At 41.0% G+C, this 18048-nt stretch carries 17 protein-coding genes and 1 pseudogene; 12 read left to right on the forward strand and 6 right to left on the reverse strand.

Annotated elements, in window-relative coordinates; translation table 11 throughout:
• Position 1 precedes the first annotated feature (1 nt).
• The 3 genes from KUG63_RS06730 to lipA are packed head-to-tail and all read left to right on the forward strand — an operon-like array spanning position 2 to position 1930.
• Positions 2-283 (forward strand): YbeD family protein, encoded by a 282-nt coding sequence (locus KUG63_RS06730; RefSeq protein WP_015006556.1) that lies wholly within the window; start codon positions 2-4, stop codon positions 281-283.
• A complete protein-coding gene (gene lipB, locus KUG63_RS06735) occupies positions 280-951 on the forward strand; it encodes a lipoyl(octanoyl) transferase LipB (protein ID WP_016390614.1) in 672 nt (223 codons plus the stop codon). The genes KUG63_RS06730 and lipB overlap by 4 nt, the downstream gene beginning before the upstream one ends.
• Before the next feature lie 4 nt (positions 952-955).
• Positions 956-1930, forward strand: a complete 975-nt coding sequence (gene lipA / locus KUG63_RS06740; protein WP_015006558.1) for a lipoyl synthase — start codon at positions 956-958, stop codon at positions 1928-1930.
• A gap of 18 nt (positions 1931-1948) precedes the next feature.
• On the opposite strand, the gene murU is transcribed toward lipA, so the two are convergent.
• Positions 1949-2614, reverse strand: coding sequence for an N-acetylmuramate alpha-1-phosphate uridylyltransferase MurU (gene murU / locus KUG63_RS06745; protein ID WP_020162534.1), 666 nt, complete (start codon positions 2612-2614; stop codon positions 1949-1951).
• A complete protein-coding gene (locus KUG63_RS06750) occupies positions 2611-3633 on the reverse strand; it encodes an aminoglycoside phosphotransferase family protein (RefSeq protein WP_277642453.1) in 1023 nt (340 codons plus the stop codon). The genes murU and KUG63_RS06750 overlap by 4 nt, the downstream gene beginning before the upstream one ends.
• Before the next feature lie 97 nt (positions 3634-3730).
• Between KUG63_RS06750 and KUG63_RS06755 the strand changes: the two genes are divergently transcribed.
• The 4 genes from KUG63_RS06755 (at position 3731) to rsmA (ending at position 9668) form a co-directional block, all read left to right on the forward strand.
• Positions 3731-6457: an LPS-assembly protein LptD gene (locus KUG63_RS06755; protein WP_287554495.1), complete on the forward strand. Its 2727-nt coding sequence runs from the start codon at positions 3731-3733 to the stop codon at positions 6455-6457.
• A 108-nt stretch (positions 6458-6565) separates the two neighbouring features.
• The gene (locus tag KUG63_RS06760) at positions 6566-7864 is read left to right on the forward strand and encodes a peptidylprolyl isomerase (protein WP_287554496.1); all 1299 of its coding nucleotides are present in this window, start codon (positions 6566-6568) and stop codon (positions 7862-7864) included.
• A gap of 30 nt (positions 7865-7894) precedes the next feature.
• Entirely contained in the window at positions 7895-8872 is a 978-nt protein-coding gene (gene pdxA, locus KUG63_RS06765; protein ID WP_413464111.1) for a 4-hydroxythreonine-4-phosphate dehydrogenase PdxA, read from the forward strand.
• Between the two features lie 4 nt (positions 8873-8876).
• On the forward strand, positions 8877-9668 hold the full coding sequence (gene rsmA / locus KUG63_RS06770) for a 16S rRNA (adenine(1518)-N(6)/adenine(1519)-N(6))-dimethyltransferase RsmA (RefSeq protein ID WP_287554498.1): 792 nt from the start codon (positions 8877-8879) through the stop codon (positions 9666-9668).
• A 17-nt stretch (positions 9669-9685) separates the two neighbouring features.
• Here rsmA and KUG63_RS06775 read toward each other — a convergent pair whose 3' ends face one another.
• A complete protein-coding gene (locus KUG63_RS06775; protein WP_277642456.1) occupies positions 9686-10216 on the reverse strand; it encodes a hypothetical protein in 531 nt (176 codons plus the stop codon).
• Between the two features lie 55 nt (positions 10217-10271).
• Between KUG63_RS06775 and KUG63_RS06780 the strand changes: the two genes are divergently transcribed.
• Both KUG63_RS06780 and KUG63_RS06785 read left to right on the forward strand, forming a co-directional pair.
• On the forward strand, positions 10272-10478 hold the full coding sequence (locus KUG63_RS06780; protein WP_277642457.1) for a DUF465 domain-containing protein: 207 nt from the start codon (positions 10272-10274) through the stop codon (positions 10476-10478).
• A complete protein-coding gene (locus KUG63_RS06785) occupies positions 10478-11134 on the forward strand; it encodes a lipopolysaccharide kinase InaA family protein (protein ID WP_277642458.1) in 657 nt (218 codons plus the stop codon). The genes KUG63_RS06780 and KUG63_RS06785 overlap by 1 nt, the downstream gene beginning before the upstream one ends.
• Positions 11135-11269: 135 nt before the next feature.
• Here the strand turns inward: KUG63_RS06785 and KUG63_RS06790 are convergent, their stop codons facing one another.
• The 3 genes from KUG63_RS06790 to KUG63_RS06800 are packed head-to-tail and all read right to left on the reverse strand — an operon-like array spanning position 11270 to position 14005.
• Positions 11270-12052, reverse strand: coding sequence for a lipopolysaccharide kinase InaA family protein (locus KUG63_RS06790; protein ID WP_277642459.1), 783 nt, complete (start codon positions 12050-12052; stop codon positions 11270-11272).
• A gap of 26 nt (positions 12053-12078) precedes the next feature.
• The gene (gene rfaP / locus KUG63_RS06795) at positions 12079-12882 is read right to left on the reverse strand and encodes a lipopolysaccharide core heptose(I) kinase RfaP (protein WP_287554500.1); all 804 of its coding nucleotides are present in this window, start codon (positions 12880-12882) and stop codon (positions 12079-12081) included.
• The gene (locus KUG63_RS06800; protein ID WP_287554502.1) at positions 12872-14005 is read right to left on the reverse strand and encodes a glycosyltransferase family 4 protein; all 1134 of its coding nucleotides are present in this window, start codon (positions 14003-14005) and stop codon (positions 12872-12874) included. The genes rfaP and KUG63_RS06800 overlap by 11 nt, the downstream gene beginning before the upstream one ends.
• Positions 14006-14113: 108 nt before the next feature.
• Here KUG63_RS06800 and msbA point away from each other — a divergent pair, with 108 nt between their 5' ends.
• From msbA to KUG63_RS06815, 3 genes and pseudogenes are all read left to right on the forward strand, one after another.
• Positions 14114-15877, forward strand: a complete 1764-nt coding sequence (msbA, locus tag KUG63_RS06805) for a lipid A export permease/ATP-binding protein MsbA (RefSeq protein ID WP_287554504.1) — start codon at positions 14114-14116, stop codon at positions 15875-15877.
• 4 nt (positions 15878-15881) lie between these two features.
• Positions 15882-17432: a glycosyltransferase family 39 protein gene (locus KUG63_RS06810; protein WP_020932153.1), complete on the forward strand. Its 1551-nt coding sequence runs from the start codon at positions 15882-15884 to the stop codon at positions 17430-17432.
• A 185-nt stretch (positions 17433-17617) separates the two neighbouring features.
• Positions 17618-17886: pseudogene (locus tag KUG63_RS06815) on the forward strand (integrase core domain-containing protein); the annotation flags it as partial.
• Positions 17887-18048 lie beyond the last annotated feature (162 nt).

Here is an 18048-nt window from a genome sequence, read left to right on the forward strand (position 1 = left end):
AATGACTGATAACCCAGACGATCAACATAATGCATTAATGGACTACCCTTGTGAGTTCACCATCAAAACAATGGGGCTATCAAACATTGAGTTTGACGTAATCGTTGTCGAGATTGTGCGTCGCCACGCGCCTGATCTGAGTGAAAATGCGGTATCGTCGAAATTCAGTAAATCTAAAAAATACGTGTCTGTTAGCATCACCCTTACTGCTCAAAATAAACAGCAAATGGATGCCATTTATCAGGACTTAACAGACTGCGAACACGTTTTAATGTCTCTGTGAGCATTGACACAACACCCCCAGATTTACCATTAGTTATTCGTCAGCTTAACCAGCAGGACTACCTAGCAACCTGGGAAGCGATGAAAGCCTTTTGCATTGATCGTACCGGCGAAACACATGATGAAATTTGGTTTGTTGAACACCCCTCTGTTTTCACCCAAGGGGTGAGCGGTAAACCCGAACACGTCTTGAGTGCCAGTGATATTCCTATTATTCAAACAGACCGTGGCGGTCAAGTCACCTATCACGGACCTGGGCAATTGGTCATGTACGTTTTATTGGATTTACGCCGCCTAGGAATAGGTGTTCGTGCACTGGTTGATGTGCTCGAAAATATTACTATCTCAGGGTTAAAGAAATACGGATTAAAGGCTGCTGCACAAATAGATGCGCCGGGCGTCTATCTTAATGATAAAAAAATTGCTTCCTTAGGTTTACGGGTAAAAAAAGGCTGTAGTTATCATGGACTCAGCATAAATGTTGATATGGACCTAACACCCTTCAGCTTTATTAACCCCTGTGGTTATAAAGGTCTCGAAGTTACCCAATTATCCAAACATGGCGTAAAATGCACTACTGCAGACTTTTCAGCCGTTTTATTGCATGAATTAAAAGAACAACTCAATTATTCCCAATTAATACTCGGCCCCAATACACTACACGTTTAACACTATGTCACACGATACTGATACTTTAAAAGCGCCCTCTCGCGCTACGCCCGAAACACATCAACGCAGTGAAGCAAAGTTGGCTCGCATTCCGATTAAAGTTGAGAAAAAAGCTGACATTTTACGCAAACCCAAATGGATACGTGCAAAAGTACCCAGCGGAAACCGCGTTAACGCCATAAAAAAGGCTCTTCGTGAACACGGTTTATATTCCGTTTGTGAAGAAGCGGCTTGCCCAAACCTTGGCGAATGTTTTAATAATGGCACCGCCACCTTTATGATTATGGGTGATATCTGTACACGGCGCTGCCCATTTTGTGACGTTGCTCATGGTCGGCCAAACCCGCTAGATAAAGATGAACCACAAAAACTCGCCGACACCATTAAAGATATGAAGCTCCGTTATGTGGTCATTACATCGGTAGACCGTGATGATTTACGTGATGGTGGCGCTGACCATTTTGCCCAATGTATTAGTGCCGTGCGTGAAAAAAACCCTACTATACAAGTTGAAGTGCTAGTCCCTGACTTTAGGGGCCGTATGGATATCGCGGTCAACATATTAGCGCAAACACCACCAGATGTTTTTAATCATAACCTAGAGACCGTTCCACGTTTATATAAAAAAGCGCGCCCCGGCTCAGACTATCAGTGGTCGCTTGATTTATTAAAGCGTTACAAAGACGCCCACCCTGATATTCCAACTAAATCGGGACTTATGCTTGGTTTAGGGGAATCCAACGAAGAAACCTTAGCGGTAATGCGAGATTTACGCGCGCATGGATGTAACATGCTGACCTTAGGCCAATACTTACAACCTAGCCAAGGGCATTTAGCTGTGGAACGATATGTCACCCCAGAAGAGTTTGATGAATTAGCCAAACTGGGCAAAGAGATGGGCTTTTCACACGTCGCCAGTGGACCGATGGTTCGCTCTTCTTACCATGCCGATCAACAAGCCTCCGGGGTCATCGACTAGCCTAACGTTTGAGTGGCGTTAACGCTGTTTAAGCTTTAACGCCAACTCAGCAAGCCTTTCCGGTGTTCCTACATCAACCCACTCCCCCCGATGAAGCTCGCTGCTCACTCGCCCTTGTGCTATAAACTGACGAATAATCGGTGCTAAAGGAAAAACACACTCTGTTTGCTGTTCAAAAACAGCGCGGCTAAACACGCCGATTCCACTGTAGGTATAACGTTGACTGTCTTGATTTTTTTTCTCGCCATCCAGCAAGCAAAAATCACCGTGTTGATTATGATCAGGGTTATTAACAAGCACCAGATGAATATCTTTCACTGTCTTTTTTCTTAAACGCTGGAATGGAAAATCAGTCCATACATCCGCATTGACCAATAAAAACGGTTCATCACCTAATAAAGGCAAGGCCCTAAAAACCCCACCGCCTGTTTCTAAGGCGTTATCGCCTTCATCTGAATATTCAATGTGAACGCCCCACTGCTCCCCTTTTCCTAAGGCCGTTTTTATTTGATCGCCCAAATAGGCCACATTAATAACAAAGTCATTAAAACCTTGCGATTTTAACGCCAATAGGTGATGCACAATTAACGGCTGACCCGAAATTTCAAGCAGCGGTTTCGGGCAATTGTCGGTTAAGCGGCCCATTCTTTCGCCTCGACCTGCCGCTAAAATCATGACCTTCATGCTTCTTCACGCTCTTGTTGAAGCGTTGTAAATCTCTTCATTAATTGGTACTTATTAATCAAATCTGCTAATGGCTTTAATGTTTCATAGCGTGAACACACACGGGTTATATACGCCAGTGTGCGCGGTATATCCTTTAAGTAGCCTTTTTTACCATCCCTTAATAGCAAACGAGAAAAGATACCTACTGCTTTCATATGTCGTTGAACACCCATCCAATCAAACCATTGGTAAAAACGAAGTGAGTCAAAATCATCGCTACAACCACGTTGCTTACGTTGTTGTAGAAACGCATCCAGCCAAGCATAAATTTTTTCATCTGGCCAATTTATATAACAATCCCTGTATAAAGAGACTAAGTCGTAGCTTATTGGCCCGACAACAGCATCTTGAAAATCAATCACCCCTGGGTTGTTCTTCTGTGTCACCATCAAGTTTCTTGAATGGTAATCTCTGTGTACAAAAACCTGTGGCTGCTCGAGAGCAGAGCCTGTTAAGGCGTTTTTAACAGTCACTAGTGTTTTCTTATCTTCAGATGATAACTCTACACTTAATAGCTGACTGATAAACCACTCATCAAACAAGCCCATTTCTTTGTGAAGCAACTGAGAGTCATAATGCGGAATTGACAGTTCTTTCAGCGCTATAGCATGCATCTTATGTAGAACAGTCGCAGCATCTTGGTAGAGCCCATTAACAGACATTTCGTTCAATTTATCCAAATAGCTGTCTGTTCCTAAATCACTGAGCACGAGAAACCCTTCTTCAAGCGATTTGTAAAAAATTTCCGGTGCATAAATGCCGTTTTCGCGTAATACCTCAGCTATCATGATAAAAGAGGTACAGTCTTCTTGAGCAGGGGGCGCATCCATCACAACAAAAGATTGTGCCTGACATTTAACCCGAAAATAACGTCGAAAACTTGCATCACTTGAAGCAGGCTCACAACTAAAATCATCGGTTAAGAGAACCCCCGACAACCATTTAATTAAACGCTGCTTACGCTCATCTCTTACCATAAAAAATACTCTATCAGACCTAATTAACGCAGACCGAAAGTTGCGTGTTAATATATCGAAAAAATTACATGCTATCGTTGAAGATAAGCACCATTCTATGCGATTTCATACAACTTACGTTAGACTCAAGCAAAAAGGTTCAGCCATTATCTGCTCATACAAACACTTTCTTTTAGCCCTAGTGCTTTTATTGATGGCAAGCCAGGCATTTGGTTTCAGTAACTCTCAGTGGGATTGTAAATTAGCGAATGATGGTCAAACCTGGGATTGTTCCGCGTCTACCAAACCGATTGAAAAAAGTGCCAAAGTAGATAGTCCGCAACAACCCTCTAAGGATCAAACAACCGTTGCAGACAACACGACTGATAAACCAGCGCCCCCCTCTGTTCCAAGGGTTCGAGTTGCTGGCCAACCAAAAGTCATACAAACAAACAAAAAAGCACCGACTCAGACTCAAGTCACAACATTAAAAAACACTGGCTCATGGGATTGCAAAACTGGTGAGAATGGAACTTGGGACTGCTCACAAACCAGCGCGCCTTTTACAATGGTAGCCACCCTAGACAATAGACAGAGCATTGCCTTGTATGATGATAATGCAGGCCGGGTTAGAAATAATGCGCTGTTTCATCAAATGGTTAGGCAACTTAAAGTTGACCCTTGGGACACTTGTGAAGTCACTACCGACTCACTTCGCGAAAGCAGAAACAGCATTCAGCAAAATCGTTTAAATTCTGAGGTAAACATACAATCAGACTACGCCGAAGTCCTTGATAAAAGTAATGCCAAATTTAGCGGCGATGTCTTGGTTAATCGTGCTGATCAATCTATTACCGCCGACCAACTGACATATAATAATCAACAAGAAAGCGCCTCTGCTTCAGGTGATGTTTTCTACCAAGAAAATGGTTTCGCCTTGCACAGTGACCAAGCTGAACTACAGCTTGCTAAGGATACCGGGCAATTTAAAAACAACCAATTTATTCTTGAAACCACACACGCTCGCGGCAGCACCCAAACAACAACACTGGTTAACCGTAATATCACCCAGTCAACAAACGTTACTTACACCACCTGCGCACCGAGTGTTAGTGACTGGGAGTTACAGGCAAGAACACTTGAGTTGAACAAGGAAACTGGTCGTGGAACTGGACGTGACGTATGGGTTGAAGTATTTGATATTCCATTGCTTTATACGCCTTACATTAGCTTCCCTATTGATGACCGACGTCAATCTGGGGTCTTGACACCGACCTTTGGAAGTTCTGACACAACAGGCGTTGATTTCTCTCTCCCTTACTATTGGAATATTGCGCCAAACTATGATGCAACTATTACTCCTCGCATCATGAGCAACCGAGGGTTTATGCTCGGAGGCGAATTTCGCTACCTAACAGGTAGCAGTGAAGGACAGGTATCTGCTGAAATTCTAAGCGATACAGAGACGAGCGACTTACGAGGTCAATTTTCATTACAAAACCAATCAACCATTACATCTCGTTTGAGCTCAGATATAGACTTAAACTACATCTCCGATGATGATTATTTTGAAGATTTTGGTAATAGCCTCATCAGCTCTAGTAACCGTTACCTAAAAAGCCAAGCCAGTTTAAATTACCGTGCCGATCACTGGAGCTTACTAACTAAAATAGATAACTATGACTCTATTGATGAATCCCTCTCTAGCACCGCACGTCCTCATCGCCGTTTACCTCAGGTGCTGTTTAATTTACGTGAAACAGACGTATTTGGTATCGCTAAAGTCGATATGCGCAATGAGTTTGTTTACTTCGACCATAGTTCAGATGTTGATGCCAAACGTGTAGACCTTCACCCAGGCATTAGCGTTCCTTTAAGAAACGCCAGTGGCTTTTTAACCCCTAGACTAAGCCTAAGACATACCGAATATCGGCTGAGCGATCAAGCCAGCACCATTAACAGCGGTCAAAGTAGAACGCTTCCAATACTCTCTGTAGACTCTGGATTGTTTTTTGAAAGAAACCTTAATTTTGCCAGTGGCATGATACAAACACTGGAACCACGCGTATATTATTTATACGTTCCCCATGAAGACCAAGATGATATTCCATTGTTTGATACCTCTGAATATGACTTTAGCTTTAATCAATTATTTAGAGAAAACCGTTTCTCCGGCGCTGACAGAGTAGCCGACGCTAACCAGCTTACCTTAGCAGTCACTTCACGTTTTATTGAGTCTAATACGGGTAATGAACGCCTAAGAGCCAGTATTGGTTCCATTGTTTACTTTGACGACCTAGATGTACAACTTAAACCAACCAACAAGCCTATTACCGACGATACTTCTGACTTAGTAACAGAAGTTTCCGCAAAAATCACAGATACATGGTCCGCTCGTTCAGCCTTGCAATACGACCCACATGCTGGCAAAACAGAAAAAGCAACTCTGGGTCTTCACTACCAAGATGGGGCAAATCGTTTATTTAACGCAACCTACCGTTCACGCTATGAAGGCACTACTGACTTCAGAGGAAACTCTAATGATATTGAACAAACCGACTTATCATTCAAATGGCCAATTAGCAAAGAATGGAGTACGGTTGGCCGCTGGAATTACTCACAAGAGCATAACCTAGCACTTGATACCTTCTTAGGGTTAGAGAAAGACACCTGTTGTTGGCGCTTAAGAGTCATCGCTAGGCGCTACGTTAACGACGCAATAGACGAAGAAGCTAAAGAAGGCATTTTCTTTCAATTTGAACTAAAAGGCCTTACCAGCTTTGGTGAAAAACTAGACTCTTTCCTTGAAGAAGGCATATTAGGCTACCAAATACCCGAGCAATAACGTTCAGAAAAATCACTCTCAACAGTAAATAGAAGGTTACATAATAGCAATCCAAATGTTATTTTAACCTTCTATTTAAGCCCCTTTTAACTTGTGAATCTTTCCATCATGAATAATCTTAATCGCGCTCTCTTTATTAATGCAATCGTGCTATGTAGCTTCCTTTCGCCTGCTGTCTTCGCACAAGAGTCTATGAACCGCATTGTCGCCATTGTTGATAAAGGCGTTATTTTAAAAAGCCAATTAGACGAGCAAGTTAAACAAACCTACCAACGCCTACCCGCTGAACAACGTGCCTCAATATCAAGAGACGATATTGAAAAACGCGTATTAGACCGTATGGTACAAACCGAACTACAACTACAAATTGCTAGACGAAGTGCAATGAAAATCTCTGACGCGGAAATCGAAGACTCCATGCAACGTATCGCAGCCGCCAATAAACTTTCAACAGAAGAATTTTTAGACGTTCTACAAAAAGATGGCGTTACGCTGAAGTCTTTTAAGAACTCAATTAGAGATCAGATGTTAGTCAGACGTGTACAAGCAAGTTATGTACATCATGAAGTTAAAGTTTCAGACCAAGAAGTCGCCAGTTTTCTAAACTACCTAGAACAAAGCGAAGGAGACCAGTCTACAGAGTATCATTTAGGACATATCCTCATTGGTACGCCTGAAAACGCATCACCACAACAAATAACAACCGCTCGTAACAAGGCAGAAAAAATTATTACTAGCCTTAAACAAGGAAAGAAATTCTCTACGCTGTCCATTGCAAATTCAGACGCCAGCAATGCATTGGATGGTGGTGACCTTGGGTGGATGAAATTAGCGCAAATGCCGTCATTATTAACGCCCTTCGTTGAGAAAATGCAAGTCAATGAGTTTTCAGACCCTATTGCAAGCCCTAGTGGGTTCCATATTATTAAACTGTTTGGGACACGTGGCCAACAAAAGGTAATGATTACTAAAACACATGTTCGTCATATTCTTATTAAAATTAATGCATTGATTACCGATCAAATTGCGCAGGACCGATTGCTTAATCTTAAACAGCGTATTGAAAACGGCGAAGACTTTGCTGCATTAGCAAGAACAAACTCCGAAGATAGAGGGTCAGCCATTAATGGCGGCGACTTAAATTGGGTGCAACCCGGTGCTCTGGTGCCTGCTTTTGAAGCCGCCATGAACACACTCGAGATCAATGAAATTAGCCAACCTGTACAAACCCAATTCGGCTGGCACTTAATTCAAGTGTTAGGTCGCGAGGAACAAGATAACACCCAACTGATGCGCGAAGCTCAAGCACGTTCTCAACTTCAAAAACGTAAAGCAGATGCTGCGATTGAGTCGTGGTTAACTAAGTTAAGGGATGATGCTTACATTGAATATCGCTTGGATAACTAATTATCTTTTTTATCCAGTGATCATGTAATCATGCCATTACCTCGAATTGTTATTACACCTGGCGAACCTGCCGGTATTGGGCCTGATATTTGTCTGCAAATCTGCCAGAAACCATGGCCCTGCGAGCTTATTTTTGTCGCTGACCCTAACCTGTTAGCCCGTAGAGCTACTAAACTAAACCTTTCCATCGACATTCAACAAGCAGACCTAAGGCAAGCCTCTAGCGCCCATAAACCCGGCACTATGAACGTGTTTCCTATTAAACTCGCTAAGCAAGAAATTAGTGGGCTCTTGGATGTCAGCAATGCCGCGTATATCGTTGAAACGCTCAAAGCCGCCGCTCAACTTTGTCTCGACAATCAATGCCAAGCACTCGTTACTGGGCCTGTCCAAAAGAGTGTTATTAATGATGCTCATATACCCTTTTCTGGCCACACTGAGTTTTTAGCTGATTATTGCGGCAGCTACCCAGTAATGATGCTAGCGACCAAAACCTTACGAGTTGCTCTTGCAACAACGCACCTTCCACTAAGCAATGTTAGCGCAGCCATTACCCCTACTTTACTGGAAAAAACGATTACAATTTTAAACCATGATCTTCAACGGCAATTTGCCATCGCCAACCCGCGAATCGCCGTTTGTGGACTCAACCCACATGCAGGTGAGAATGGACATTTAGGTGATGAAGAAATCACCACCATCATCCCGACACTTGAAAAATTACGCGCTAAAGGTTTCAGTTTAACAGGCCCCTTACCAGCAGATACAGTCTTCACACAGGCTATTTTAAATGAACACGATGTTGTCTTAGCCATGTATCATGATCAAGGCTTACCGACCCTAAAATACGCAGGCTTTGGTGACGCAGTGAATATCACTCTAGGATTACCAATTATTAGAACTTCTGTTGACCATGGAACAGCCCTTGATTTAGCTGGTACAGGTCAGGCTAATTCAACAAGTTTAGAATCTGCCTTAAAGATGGCCATACAACTTTCATCACAATAATCACTTGAATAAACCACATAAAGCTCGTAAACGTTTCGGTCAGAATTTTCTACAAGACAGCCGAATTATCCATCAAATAGTCATGGCTATTAACCCATCCGCAGATGATCACGTGGTTGAAATTGGCCCCGGCCAAGGCGCTATTACCCAGCCACTGTTAGACACACACTGTCAGTTAGATGTTGTTGAATTAGATAGAGACTTAGTCGAACGCCTTAACACCCAGTTTTCTCATATTGATCGATTTACTCTGCATAGCGCAGATGCATTAACGTTCAACTTTGCCGCTTTAGAGCACGGCCAGGCATTAAGAGTGATTGGTAATTTACCTTACAATATATCCACACCCTTGCTGTTTCACTTACTAAGCCAAGCACCCCATATCCAAGACATGCATTTTATGCTGCAAAAAGAGATTGTAGATCGCTTGCAAGCTCAACCCGGCAGCAAACAATTTGGCCGTTTAAGCATCATGATTCAGCTCTATTGCCATGTAGAAGCGCTATTTGATGTGGACCCAGAGTGCTTTCATCCGCGCCCAAAAGTCATGTCCAGTATTGTTCGCTTAACACCCTATGCACAACAAAAATACCATATTGACGATCTGGTTCTTTTTGAAACCATCGTAAAAGCTGCTTTTTCGCAGCGCAGAAAAACAATAAGAAACACACTCAAAAATATTTGCGATGACCTCACGTTTGAAGCAGCCCAAATTGACCCAAATTCTCGAGCTGAAGCATTAAGTATTGATGATTTTGTCAGGCTTAGCAATCAACTTAGCAAGCAGAAAAGTTAACAACTACATCGTTCCACTTAGGTGATATCGGCGGGATACACTAACTTGATAAGTTGGAAGGACGCATACAAATAACAGAATGTTAGCAACAAACTAACAGCAAAACCTTTGTCTATTGTTTCACGAATAATATAAGCCATCACAATAAAGCTCCAACAAACGAGCATGAAAACAATCAGTCCCACCATGCCAGTTGAGCCATTACTAGCCGTTAGGCTTTGCATCCAAAAAACAAAAGGCATGCTAACTATCGTAATAAAAGCACCACTTCCGTATAAGGCTGTTATAGCTTGATTAAAACGATTTTTTATAGCAAAAAAACTAACCAACAAGTAAACAAACACCCCTAGTAACACCGTCTCTATAAGCGACTGCATAAGCGCTTCAGTGACTACTAATGAGCTAGAAAGAAGTACCGTGCCCGCTAAAAAATAAAGGCAAAAAACAAGTGTTAATAAAGCACTTGAATTGGGCAAGTCTTTTGGCCCTTTCTTCATTAAGCATAGTTCAAAAAAGAGCCCGAGCAGTCGTTTAAAATCATTATTCATCTGACAAGTATGCTGTACCATAGCCCCTTATTCAATCCGCTTTATGAAAATTTAGATGATATTAAGTGACAATGATCAAATAAAGCTCAGAATTATTGAGCTACGCCAAGAACATCAAGATTTACACTATATAATCGATCACCTCTCAGAAGAAATTCAACCAGATCAACTAAGGATTCGTCGATTAAAAAAAAGGCGGCTCTTCATAAAGGACCAAATCGAACAATTGAAAAGCACATTAATTCCAGATCTAGACGCTTAATGGAAAAGATTAGTCAACAGCAATACCAAGCACTTATCAAGGGTGCCTTACTGCTTGAGAAAGACGCCTTTGGGATAAAAGTACTGGATACCGGTAAAGGTGAAATGATTAAGCTATTTCGCCGTAAACGACTGCTATCGACCGCACTATTTTTTCCTTACGCCACTCGCTTTGTTGCTAATGCAAAAAGGCTTACTCAGCTGGGTATTCCAACAGTCAGTATTAATAAGGTACTAAGCTGCCCTAGCATAAAACGCCAGCTAGTTATTTATCAAAAACTGGAAGGGGAGTTGTTACGCACAGTATTAAGCCAATCAGTTGATCAAACTGAAAAACTATATGAAAAGTTTGGCCGTTTTATTGCCCACTTGCACCAAAAAGGCGTGTATTTCCGTTCAGCTCATTTAAAAAATATCTTAGCTTTACCTAATGGTGAATTTGGCCTTATTGATATTTCAGACATGCAAATTAAGCATCACCCACTAAACCACTCATTACGCCTAAGAAACTTTTCTCATATTCTTCGTTACCAAGAAGACAAAGCATTAATTCGCTCTCAGTTTGACGCTTTTATGTTGGGTTACGCAAACGAAAGTAAACTGAGTTCAGCCGCAGCGTTGGCAATAGAAAATGAGGTCCGTGCATTAGTCATTTAGCCCAGTTGACGAGCATAAGCCATTAATAAACTTTTCACGATGGTTCCACCTTTGTTCTAACCGCCGATTGACAGCTTGCTTATAGCCCAGATGCTTATTAAATTAAGCAGAGAAAGCAGATACGAATGAGAGGTCTTACAATTTATGTGACTCTAATTTTCGATTGATCTTTCGCCAAAGTTTACGCGATGTAGCACTCAACACCTCTTCACCTTGGTATATTTTAAAGAAGGTTAATTTATCTTCATCAGTCCACTCTTGTGCATGCCTTAATAAGGAATATACATCTCGAAAAGTGGCATTTTTTCTAAAAAGTACTTTTTTTGCTTTTTCCAAATCAATGATTTTTAATTCCATATCTGCTTTCTCGACAGGTCTGGCAAACACGTGCTTCAAATAGAAACAGTCGTGTTTAATATTTTTATCATGCATTTGGTGCATTAGGCCGGCCAATAATTTAAACAACGATAGTTTTTTCTCAGTCGTATCGACATATCGCCCCCCGAGGTGAAAATCATCACTGGACAAGGGCTTAAAGCCTGTTAACTCACGCGTCATTAAAATTGCTTGCAGCTTGCCTTGCTGGCGATTATCAGAAAAAAAGATAGGCTCTAGGGTATTAATACCTAACTGTTCAAAACGTTGGATATTCTCAAATTCAACTGCAAACGTTGCCCGTCCACTCAGTGGGTAGGCCAGTGATCTTTTCCGGTGATTTTCTTGACGTTTTAAGAAAACGCCAACCGAACCCCCTTCTGGTAATAGCAGGTCAATTCGTGAAACACCACTCCACCCCCCTCTTCGTTGATTTTTTTCCTCAAACCACGGTGCATCCAATGCCCATAATTGCTCAAATGTTTCAAGCTTGTTAAAGGCCAAAATTGCTTGCCAAGCAGTATTAATATAGGGCTTTACCATTGTCTTAACTCACTTCATTGAACAGTTTATTGATTAGCGTGCTTGGCATATAAGCCAAGTGCTCTTTTTTCCACTTTTTGCCAAAAAGACCGATTAAGCGTTAATTCATTTTTAAGTGTCTCATTTGAGTAACGTCTAATGAAACGGTAAAGATCTCTTTTTGTCAGGCCTATATCCATACTGGAAAAATATAGCGCTGCCAAATCCTTAACCTGCCACCTGAGCGGAATTGCTTTTCTAATTTGCACCCGATGTAAATCAATCAAATACAAATTAATACCCATGCCCTTAGCAAGCTGATCTAAGGCACCTTCTTTCATTAAGAAATGACAAATATACAAATCACGGTGATTAATACCTTGCTCATGCATTCGTTTACTCATCATAGCCACTTCATTAATAAGTGCCTGCTTCAGATTAAAAGGCGGCTTTTTCCTTTGCCAATCCGCACAGTAATCTTCTAAACTAATCGATGGTTCTAATGATTCAGTAATAACAAACGATTCTAACTCCGCTGGGTTCCAACCGCGCTGTCCATAAGCAGCCAGCGTCATCGTATTCACATTAATAGCCCTCAGCGCCGCAATTGCATCATACTCATTTTTTGCGCCCAATACTGGCAAGCGGAACCGAACAAGATTCTTAATAATTTCACCCCAGCCTACACCTTGATGAATTTTGGCAAAATAGGCCTGTCCATTGCGTTCAAACTTGAACGTCTTACGGCGTGCAATGGCACGGTACATTTGACCATCCAAACTCATGAACTCATCAAAAGTAGGCACCGACCTCCAGTGTTTTTTAAATTTATCAGAACATTCAATTTTCATTTAACTGCTCTTTTGCTACTCGTTCAATCACATCCACCACTTTTTCAGGCATGCTATATAAATCCTCATGCTCTGCATACTGCAGCGCCTGTTTTGCCCAGTATGAGCATTCATCACTCGTTAACATCTCAAGTAGTACCTTGTTTAAATGCTGTTGCCGAAAGGGTTCTTCAATAACCCGTCCCGATTTTGCTCTTTGTACGTGTTTAGCATAGCCACACACTTTCGTCACCAATTGAGGCAAGCCTGAGATCATTGCTTCTAAAATCACCGTTCCGGTATTCTCCTTACGAGCGGGGTGTAATAATAAATCAGCGGCTAATAAAAAGTCAGGCACATCACCTCGCCCCCCCATAAAATGGCAGTAATTAGCAACACCTTTCTGCTTAGCATATCGTTCGTAAGCCTTAATATCACCCTCACCAACGATCATTAATTGAGTTCTTTCCAATACTATTTCAGGTAATGATGCCAGCGCATCAATTGCCCGATCAACTCCTTTTGTTTTAAAGGCAGAGCCGAGCATCAGTAGCATTATATCGTTATCTTTTAATTGAAATTGCTGCCGAAAATTTCGTCTTTTTTCGTCCGCACCCTCAGGCCTGCGTCGATTAGGATCTATGCCCGGAGGCAGCATAACCAACCGCTCATCGCCTATTTGATAATGCTTTTTAAATAATGCTGTTTGCGGTTCTGAAATCATTAAACAGATAGTTTGACTGTGTTGCCCAAATACCGCTTTTTCTGCCTCTGCATAGGTCCTATAACGTGGGTTCAATTTAGCTAAGCATGTCTTATCAACAAAACGATCTATATAGCAAGGGTCTGCAGCATAATAGACATCCACCCCAGGGATTTTATTAAAGCCAATCGTCACATCAAATTCGCTATTAACCAAAGTGCTCGCTAATTGACGATGAAAACTAGCTACTCGCGCATGGTTGGTCCAGCCTTTAGTTTTTATTAGATGCACATTAACACCATTGGGAACCTCACCCTGCCAGTCCATTACGTAGACATCAACGCGATGACCTTTTGCTAAGCACAGTTTTGCAACACGCACAAAATCCCGTGCTAAGCCACCATATGGGAAATACTTATAAAGAGCAAAAGCTAATCGCATAGAACATTATTAAAGGCTATTCAGGATGAATTATTTTACCTCTATTCTTCCTACTCATAAGCTAAGTATGCGTTAAAATGCCAAACAATTAATTAACATACATTCGTCGTGAGCAAAAAAATCAACCCAAACGGCAGCGATCAAACAACGACTAGCCTTAAAATTTATTTACGACTTCTAGAATATGTTTTACCGCATTGGAAAGCATTTGCTATTAGCCTGTTCGGCTTTCTCATTTTCGCATCGACCCAACCTGCCCTAGCTGCCTTAATGGAGTACTTAGTTGATTCACTGCAAGCTGAACAACGTGATGAAATTTACTGGGTTCCGATCGCAACAGTCGGTATTGTTTTTTTTAGGGGGATTGGTTCATTCCTAGGCAGTTATTATATTGCTAAAGTTGCTAATAACGTTGTACATACCTTACGTTGTAAAATATTTAACAAATATACCCACTTACCGCACGGATTTTTTGACGACCAAAACTCGGGGCACCTACTTTCTCGAGTGACTTATGATGTTCAACAAGTGACTGCCGCAGCCACGGATGCCGTTAAGATTATTGTTCGAGAGGGTCTTACTGTTATTGGTCTTCTTGGCTATTTAATGTATATGAACTGGATGCTCTCTCTTATTTTCATAGCGATAGCACCCATCATCGGGCTTCTTGTTAATTACGCCAGTAAGCGCTTTAAAGCAATTAGCAAAAACATTCAAACAACAATGGGAGACATTACTCACGTCTCGTCAGAACTCATCAAAAATTATCGCGTCGTTCGTAGTTTTGGCGGTGAAGCTTACGAAAAAGAACGTTTTACTAAATCCAGTCTCTCAAATTTCAAACAAACCATGAAAATGGTGCAAACTGGTGCTATTAACACGCCGGTGCTTCAACTCATTGTTGCTTGCGCGCTGGCATTAATGATTTACCTAGCTCTGCTTTTAATGACTGACGCCTCCCCTGGCGAGTTTGTAGCCTACATCACAGCGGCCGGTTTAATACCAAAACCCATTAGGCAACTGAGCGAAGTGAACGCTAAAATTCAAAAAGGCATTGCCGGTGCCGAAAGCGTCTTTAACGTATTAGATGAGCCCCAAGAAGATGATCATGGTCAATACCAACCCAGCCATATAGAGGGAAAAATTGACATCAAAAACTTGAGCTTTTGTTATTCAGCTGGACAAAAAAACATATTAAGGAATATCAATATCTCAATTAAGCCTGGGACAACTATTGCCTTAATAGGTCGCTCAGGCAGTGGAAAAACAACCTTATCAAATTTAATACCAAGATTTTATAATCATCAACAAGGGGAGATTCTTATTGATGATGTGGACGTTAACGATTACAAACTTGCTAATTTGCGTGAACATATCTCATTGGTCACCCAAAATGTTACGTTGTTTAATGACACGATTGCCAACAATATCGCCTATGGCACCCTGCAAAAAAAACCTCTTGAGTTGATCAAGCAAGCCGCCAAAGAAGCCAATGCCTATGAGTTCATTGAACAACTGCCTGACGGCTGGGATACATTAGTGGGAGAAAATGGCTTAAAACTGTCCGGTGGACAGCGGCAACGTCTTGCAATTGCAAGAGCCTTACTAAAAGATGCGCCTATTCTCATCTTAGATGAAGCGACATCAGCCTTGGACACCGAGTCAGAACAACTGATTCAAAATGCACTTGAAAAAGCCATGAAGAACCGTACTACTATTGTCATAGCGCATAGACTCTCAACCATTCAAAATGCTGATGAGATTTTAGTGATGGACCAAGGTGAAATTATTGAATCTGGAACGCATAGCAGCCTATTAGAAAACAGCGGGCTTTACGCAAAGTTATTAAAAAACCAAGTAAATAATACTTAGACATATGAAGGAAAAAATTATTCATTCGCTAACCAACTCGAATGACGCCACTCAAACTGAGTTACGAACCCTTCTCTTTTTTACTGTCGTTATAAGTTTACTTTTATCGTTGTCTCAATTGATAGATGATTCCGTTATCAATAGTGACGGAATATTTTATTTGTATCTAGCATCACTCATTCAACAAGGAGGGTGGCAAGCTGCAACAGAGGCCTATAACTGGCTCTTTTACCCTTATATTATCTCACTAGTTTCTACACTGACTTCACTTACTTTAGAGTCTTCAGCTCATGTCTTGAATGCATTATTTACAGCGACTACTTGTGCCGCATTCATTCTGCTCATTAAAGAGTTTGGTGGCAAACAAAAAGTGCACCTGTATTGTGCTAGCTTAATTATTCTCTGCTATCCAAACTTAAATGAATATCGTAACCTAATCATCCGAGATCATGGTTATTGGGCATTTTATCTACTCAGCTGCTATTTTTTTATTAAAGCCTATAAAAAACCAACACTAAAAACTGTTATTTCTTTAGCATTATTCACTTCTATAGCTGCTTTATTTAGAATTGAAGGTGTCATTTTTATTATCACCTTACCGCTACTATTATTACTTCGTCATATTTCGTTAGTACAAAAACCAAACTCTCTTACAATTTTAATACTTGCGGCTACTTTACTGAGTGTCTTTGCCTACAGCAGTACTTATCAACCTTTAAACGTCAGTGGCTTCACAAAATTCAACCAACTTCAGCAAGCCCTTACATCCGCTATTACAAGTATTTCATCTGCTCTTAGTTCAACCCAAACATTCATCAATACACTTTCTCCCCAAGGCTTTTCTAATGACTATGCCCCTGCTCTTCTTATCTTCTTTTTCATACTTGTTTTATTAACTGAAATAGTTAGCGCAACCAGCCCTCTTTATGCCCTTGCCTTAACGTCCATCTTTTTCTTAAAAAGAACAGTCTTAAACCGCCAATTAATATGGCCATGGATTTACCTAATAGCCATTAACATTATTATTTTATGTGGTTTTCTAACGTCTACATACTTCCTCGCAGGGCGCTACCCAATTCCTCTTGCTCTAATACTCATCATTCCACTACCCTTTTTAGTTCAATTAGCTTACCAACAACTACAAAAAAAAGCTTTTTCAACAACACAAACGTACATAGCAAAAATTACGCTCGTATTCTTTATAGTCTTAACTTTTGATGGGCTCATATCAACGGGCGTCAGCAAGGATTACTTGAAGGATGCAGGCCGATGGATTGCTGCAAATAAAGACAAAAACGCTTTATTATTCACCAATAATCAATTTGTCAGTTTCTATGCTGGCGCTCATAATGGAAAACGAATTAACGAACCTAGCTTTAACACCGTGATTCGAGAAATAAATAATGGAAAGTTAAATCAGTTTGACATTTTGGCTGTACAAATCAGCCGAAAGAACACTGATGGCGCCTCAAGCTTGCTTACTTCATTAGCTATCGAACCAGTAAAAGCTTTTAAGAACCGTAAAGGTGATAGTGTTTTTATTTTTAAACCATAAATTATTAATGCTTTTTAATAACTACGAGTTTATTTTTGCTTTTCTACCCGTATCAGTCATGATCTTTATTCTATGTTAACGGGTTGGCAACAAGGAGCTGACATCACTTTAGTTTATTTCATGCTCACTTTTCTTTTATGGATAGTGGTGTAGTGACCGGTTGAATCCATAGGTGCTTTAAAGCGATACGCTGCGATAATGGCCCTGAGTACATCAGCCAAACTCTTAAAAAATGGACAGTAAACAGGAAATTACGTTACTTTATGTTCAGCTGGGCAAACCAACTCAGAATACCTATATTGAACGATTCAACCGAACAGCTCGACATGAATGGTTAGATTTACACCTATTTGAGTCTATTGAACAAGCTCAATTATTAGCCACAAAGTCGCTTTGGTCTTACAATAATGAACGTCTGCATACAGCAATTGGGGCGTACCGCCTAGACGTTTAATAAATGCAGCATAACCTCTACTTAAAACTTCGGTTACTTATGGGGGGGGGGATTACAACAAACATTAGGACTAATTCTTTGTAAGCGACTACAAAATAATTTCGGCATCTAGGCCTATCATCAACAATCTTAAAAACTTATTCCACCTAACCCTGTTCAGTA

It is taken from the genome of Cycloclasticus sp., assembly GCF_019090545.1.
GTDB classification, from domain to species: Bacteria; Pseudomonadota; Gammaproteobacteria; order Methylococcales; family Cycloclasticaceae; genus Cycloclasticus; species Cycloclasticus pugetii.

Bases quoted from the DNA above. Each gene is read 5' to 3' on its own strand.
- pdxA (WP_413464111.1), top strand. From the start codon at position 7,895: ATGCCATTACCTCGAATTGTTATTACACCTGGCGAACCTGCCGGTATT.
- KUG63_RS06785 (WP_277642458.1), top strand. From the start codon at position 10,478: ATGGAAAAGATTAGTCAACAGCAATACCAAGCACTTATCAAGGGTGCC.
- KUG63_RS06810 (WP_020932153.1), top strand. From the start codon at position 15,882: ATGAAGGAAAAAATTATTCATTCGCTAACCAACTCGAATGACGCCACT.
- murU (WP_020162534.1), bottom strand. From the start codon at position 2,614: ATGAAGGTCATGATTTTAGCGGCAGGTCGAGGCGAAAGAATGGGCCGC.
- KUG63_RS06750 (WP_277642453.1), bottom strand. From the start codon at position 3,633: ATGGTAAGAGATGAGCGTAAGCAGCGTTTAATTAAATGGTTGTCGGGG.
- KUG63_RS06730 (WP_015006556.1), top strand. From the start codon at position 2: ATGACTGATAACCCAGACGATCAACATAATGCATTAATGGACTACCCT.
- KUG63_RS06775 (WP_277642456.1), bottom strand. From the start codon at position 10,216: ATGAATAATGATTTTAAACGACTGCTCGGGCTCTTTTTTGAACTATGC.
- KUG63_RS06760 (WP_287554496.1), top strand. From the start codon at position 6,566: ATGAATAATCTTAATCGCGCTCTCTTTATTAATGCAATCGTGCTATGT.
- lipA (WP_015006558.1), top strand. From the start codon at position 956: ATGTCACACGATACTGATACTTTAAAAGCGCCCTCTCGCGCTACGCCC.
- rfaP (WP_287554500.1), bottom strand. From the start codon at position 12,882: ATGAAAATTGAATGTTCTGATAAATTTAAAAAACACTGGAGGTCGGTG.
- KUG63_RS06780 (WP_277642457.1), top strand. From the start codon at position 10,272: ATGATATTAAGTGACAATGATCAAATAAAGCTCAGAATTATTGAGCTA.
- KUG63_RS06790 (WP_277642459.1), bottom strand. From the start codon at position 12,052: ATGGTAAAGCCCTATATTAATACTGCTTGGCAAGCAATTTTGGCCTTT.
- KUG63_RS06755 (WP_287554495.1), top strand. From the start codon at position 3,731: ATGCGATTTCATACAACTTACGTTAGACTCAAGCAAAAAGGTTCAGCC.
- KUG63_RS06800 (WP_287554502.1), bottom strand. From the start codon at position 14,005: ATGCGATTAGCTTTTGCTCTTTATAAGTATTTCCCATATGGTGGCTTA.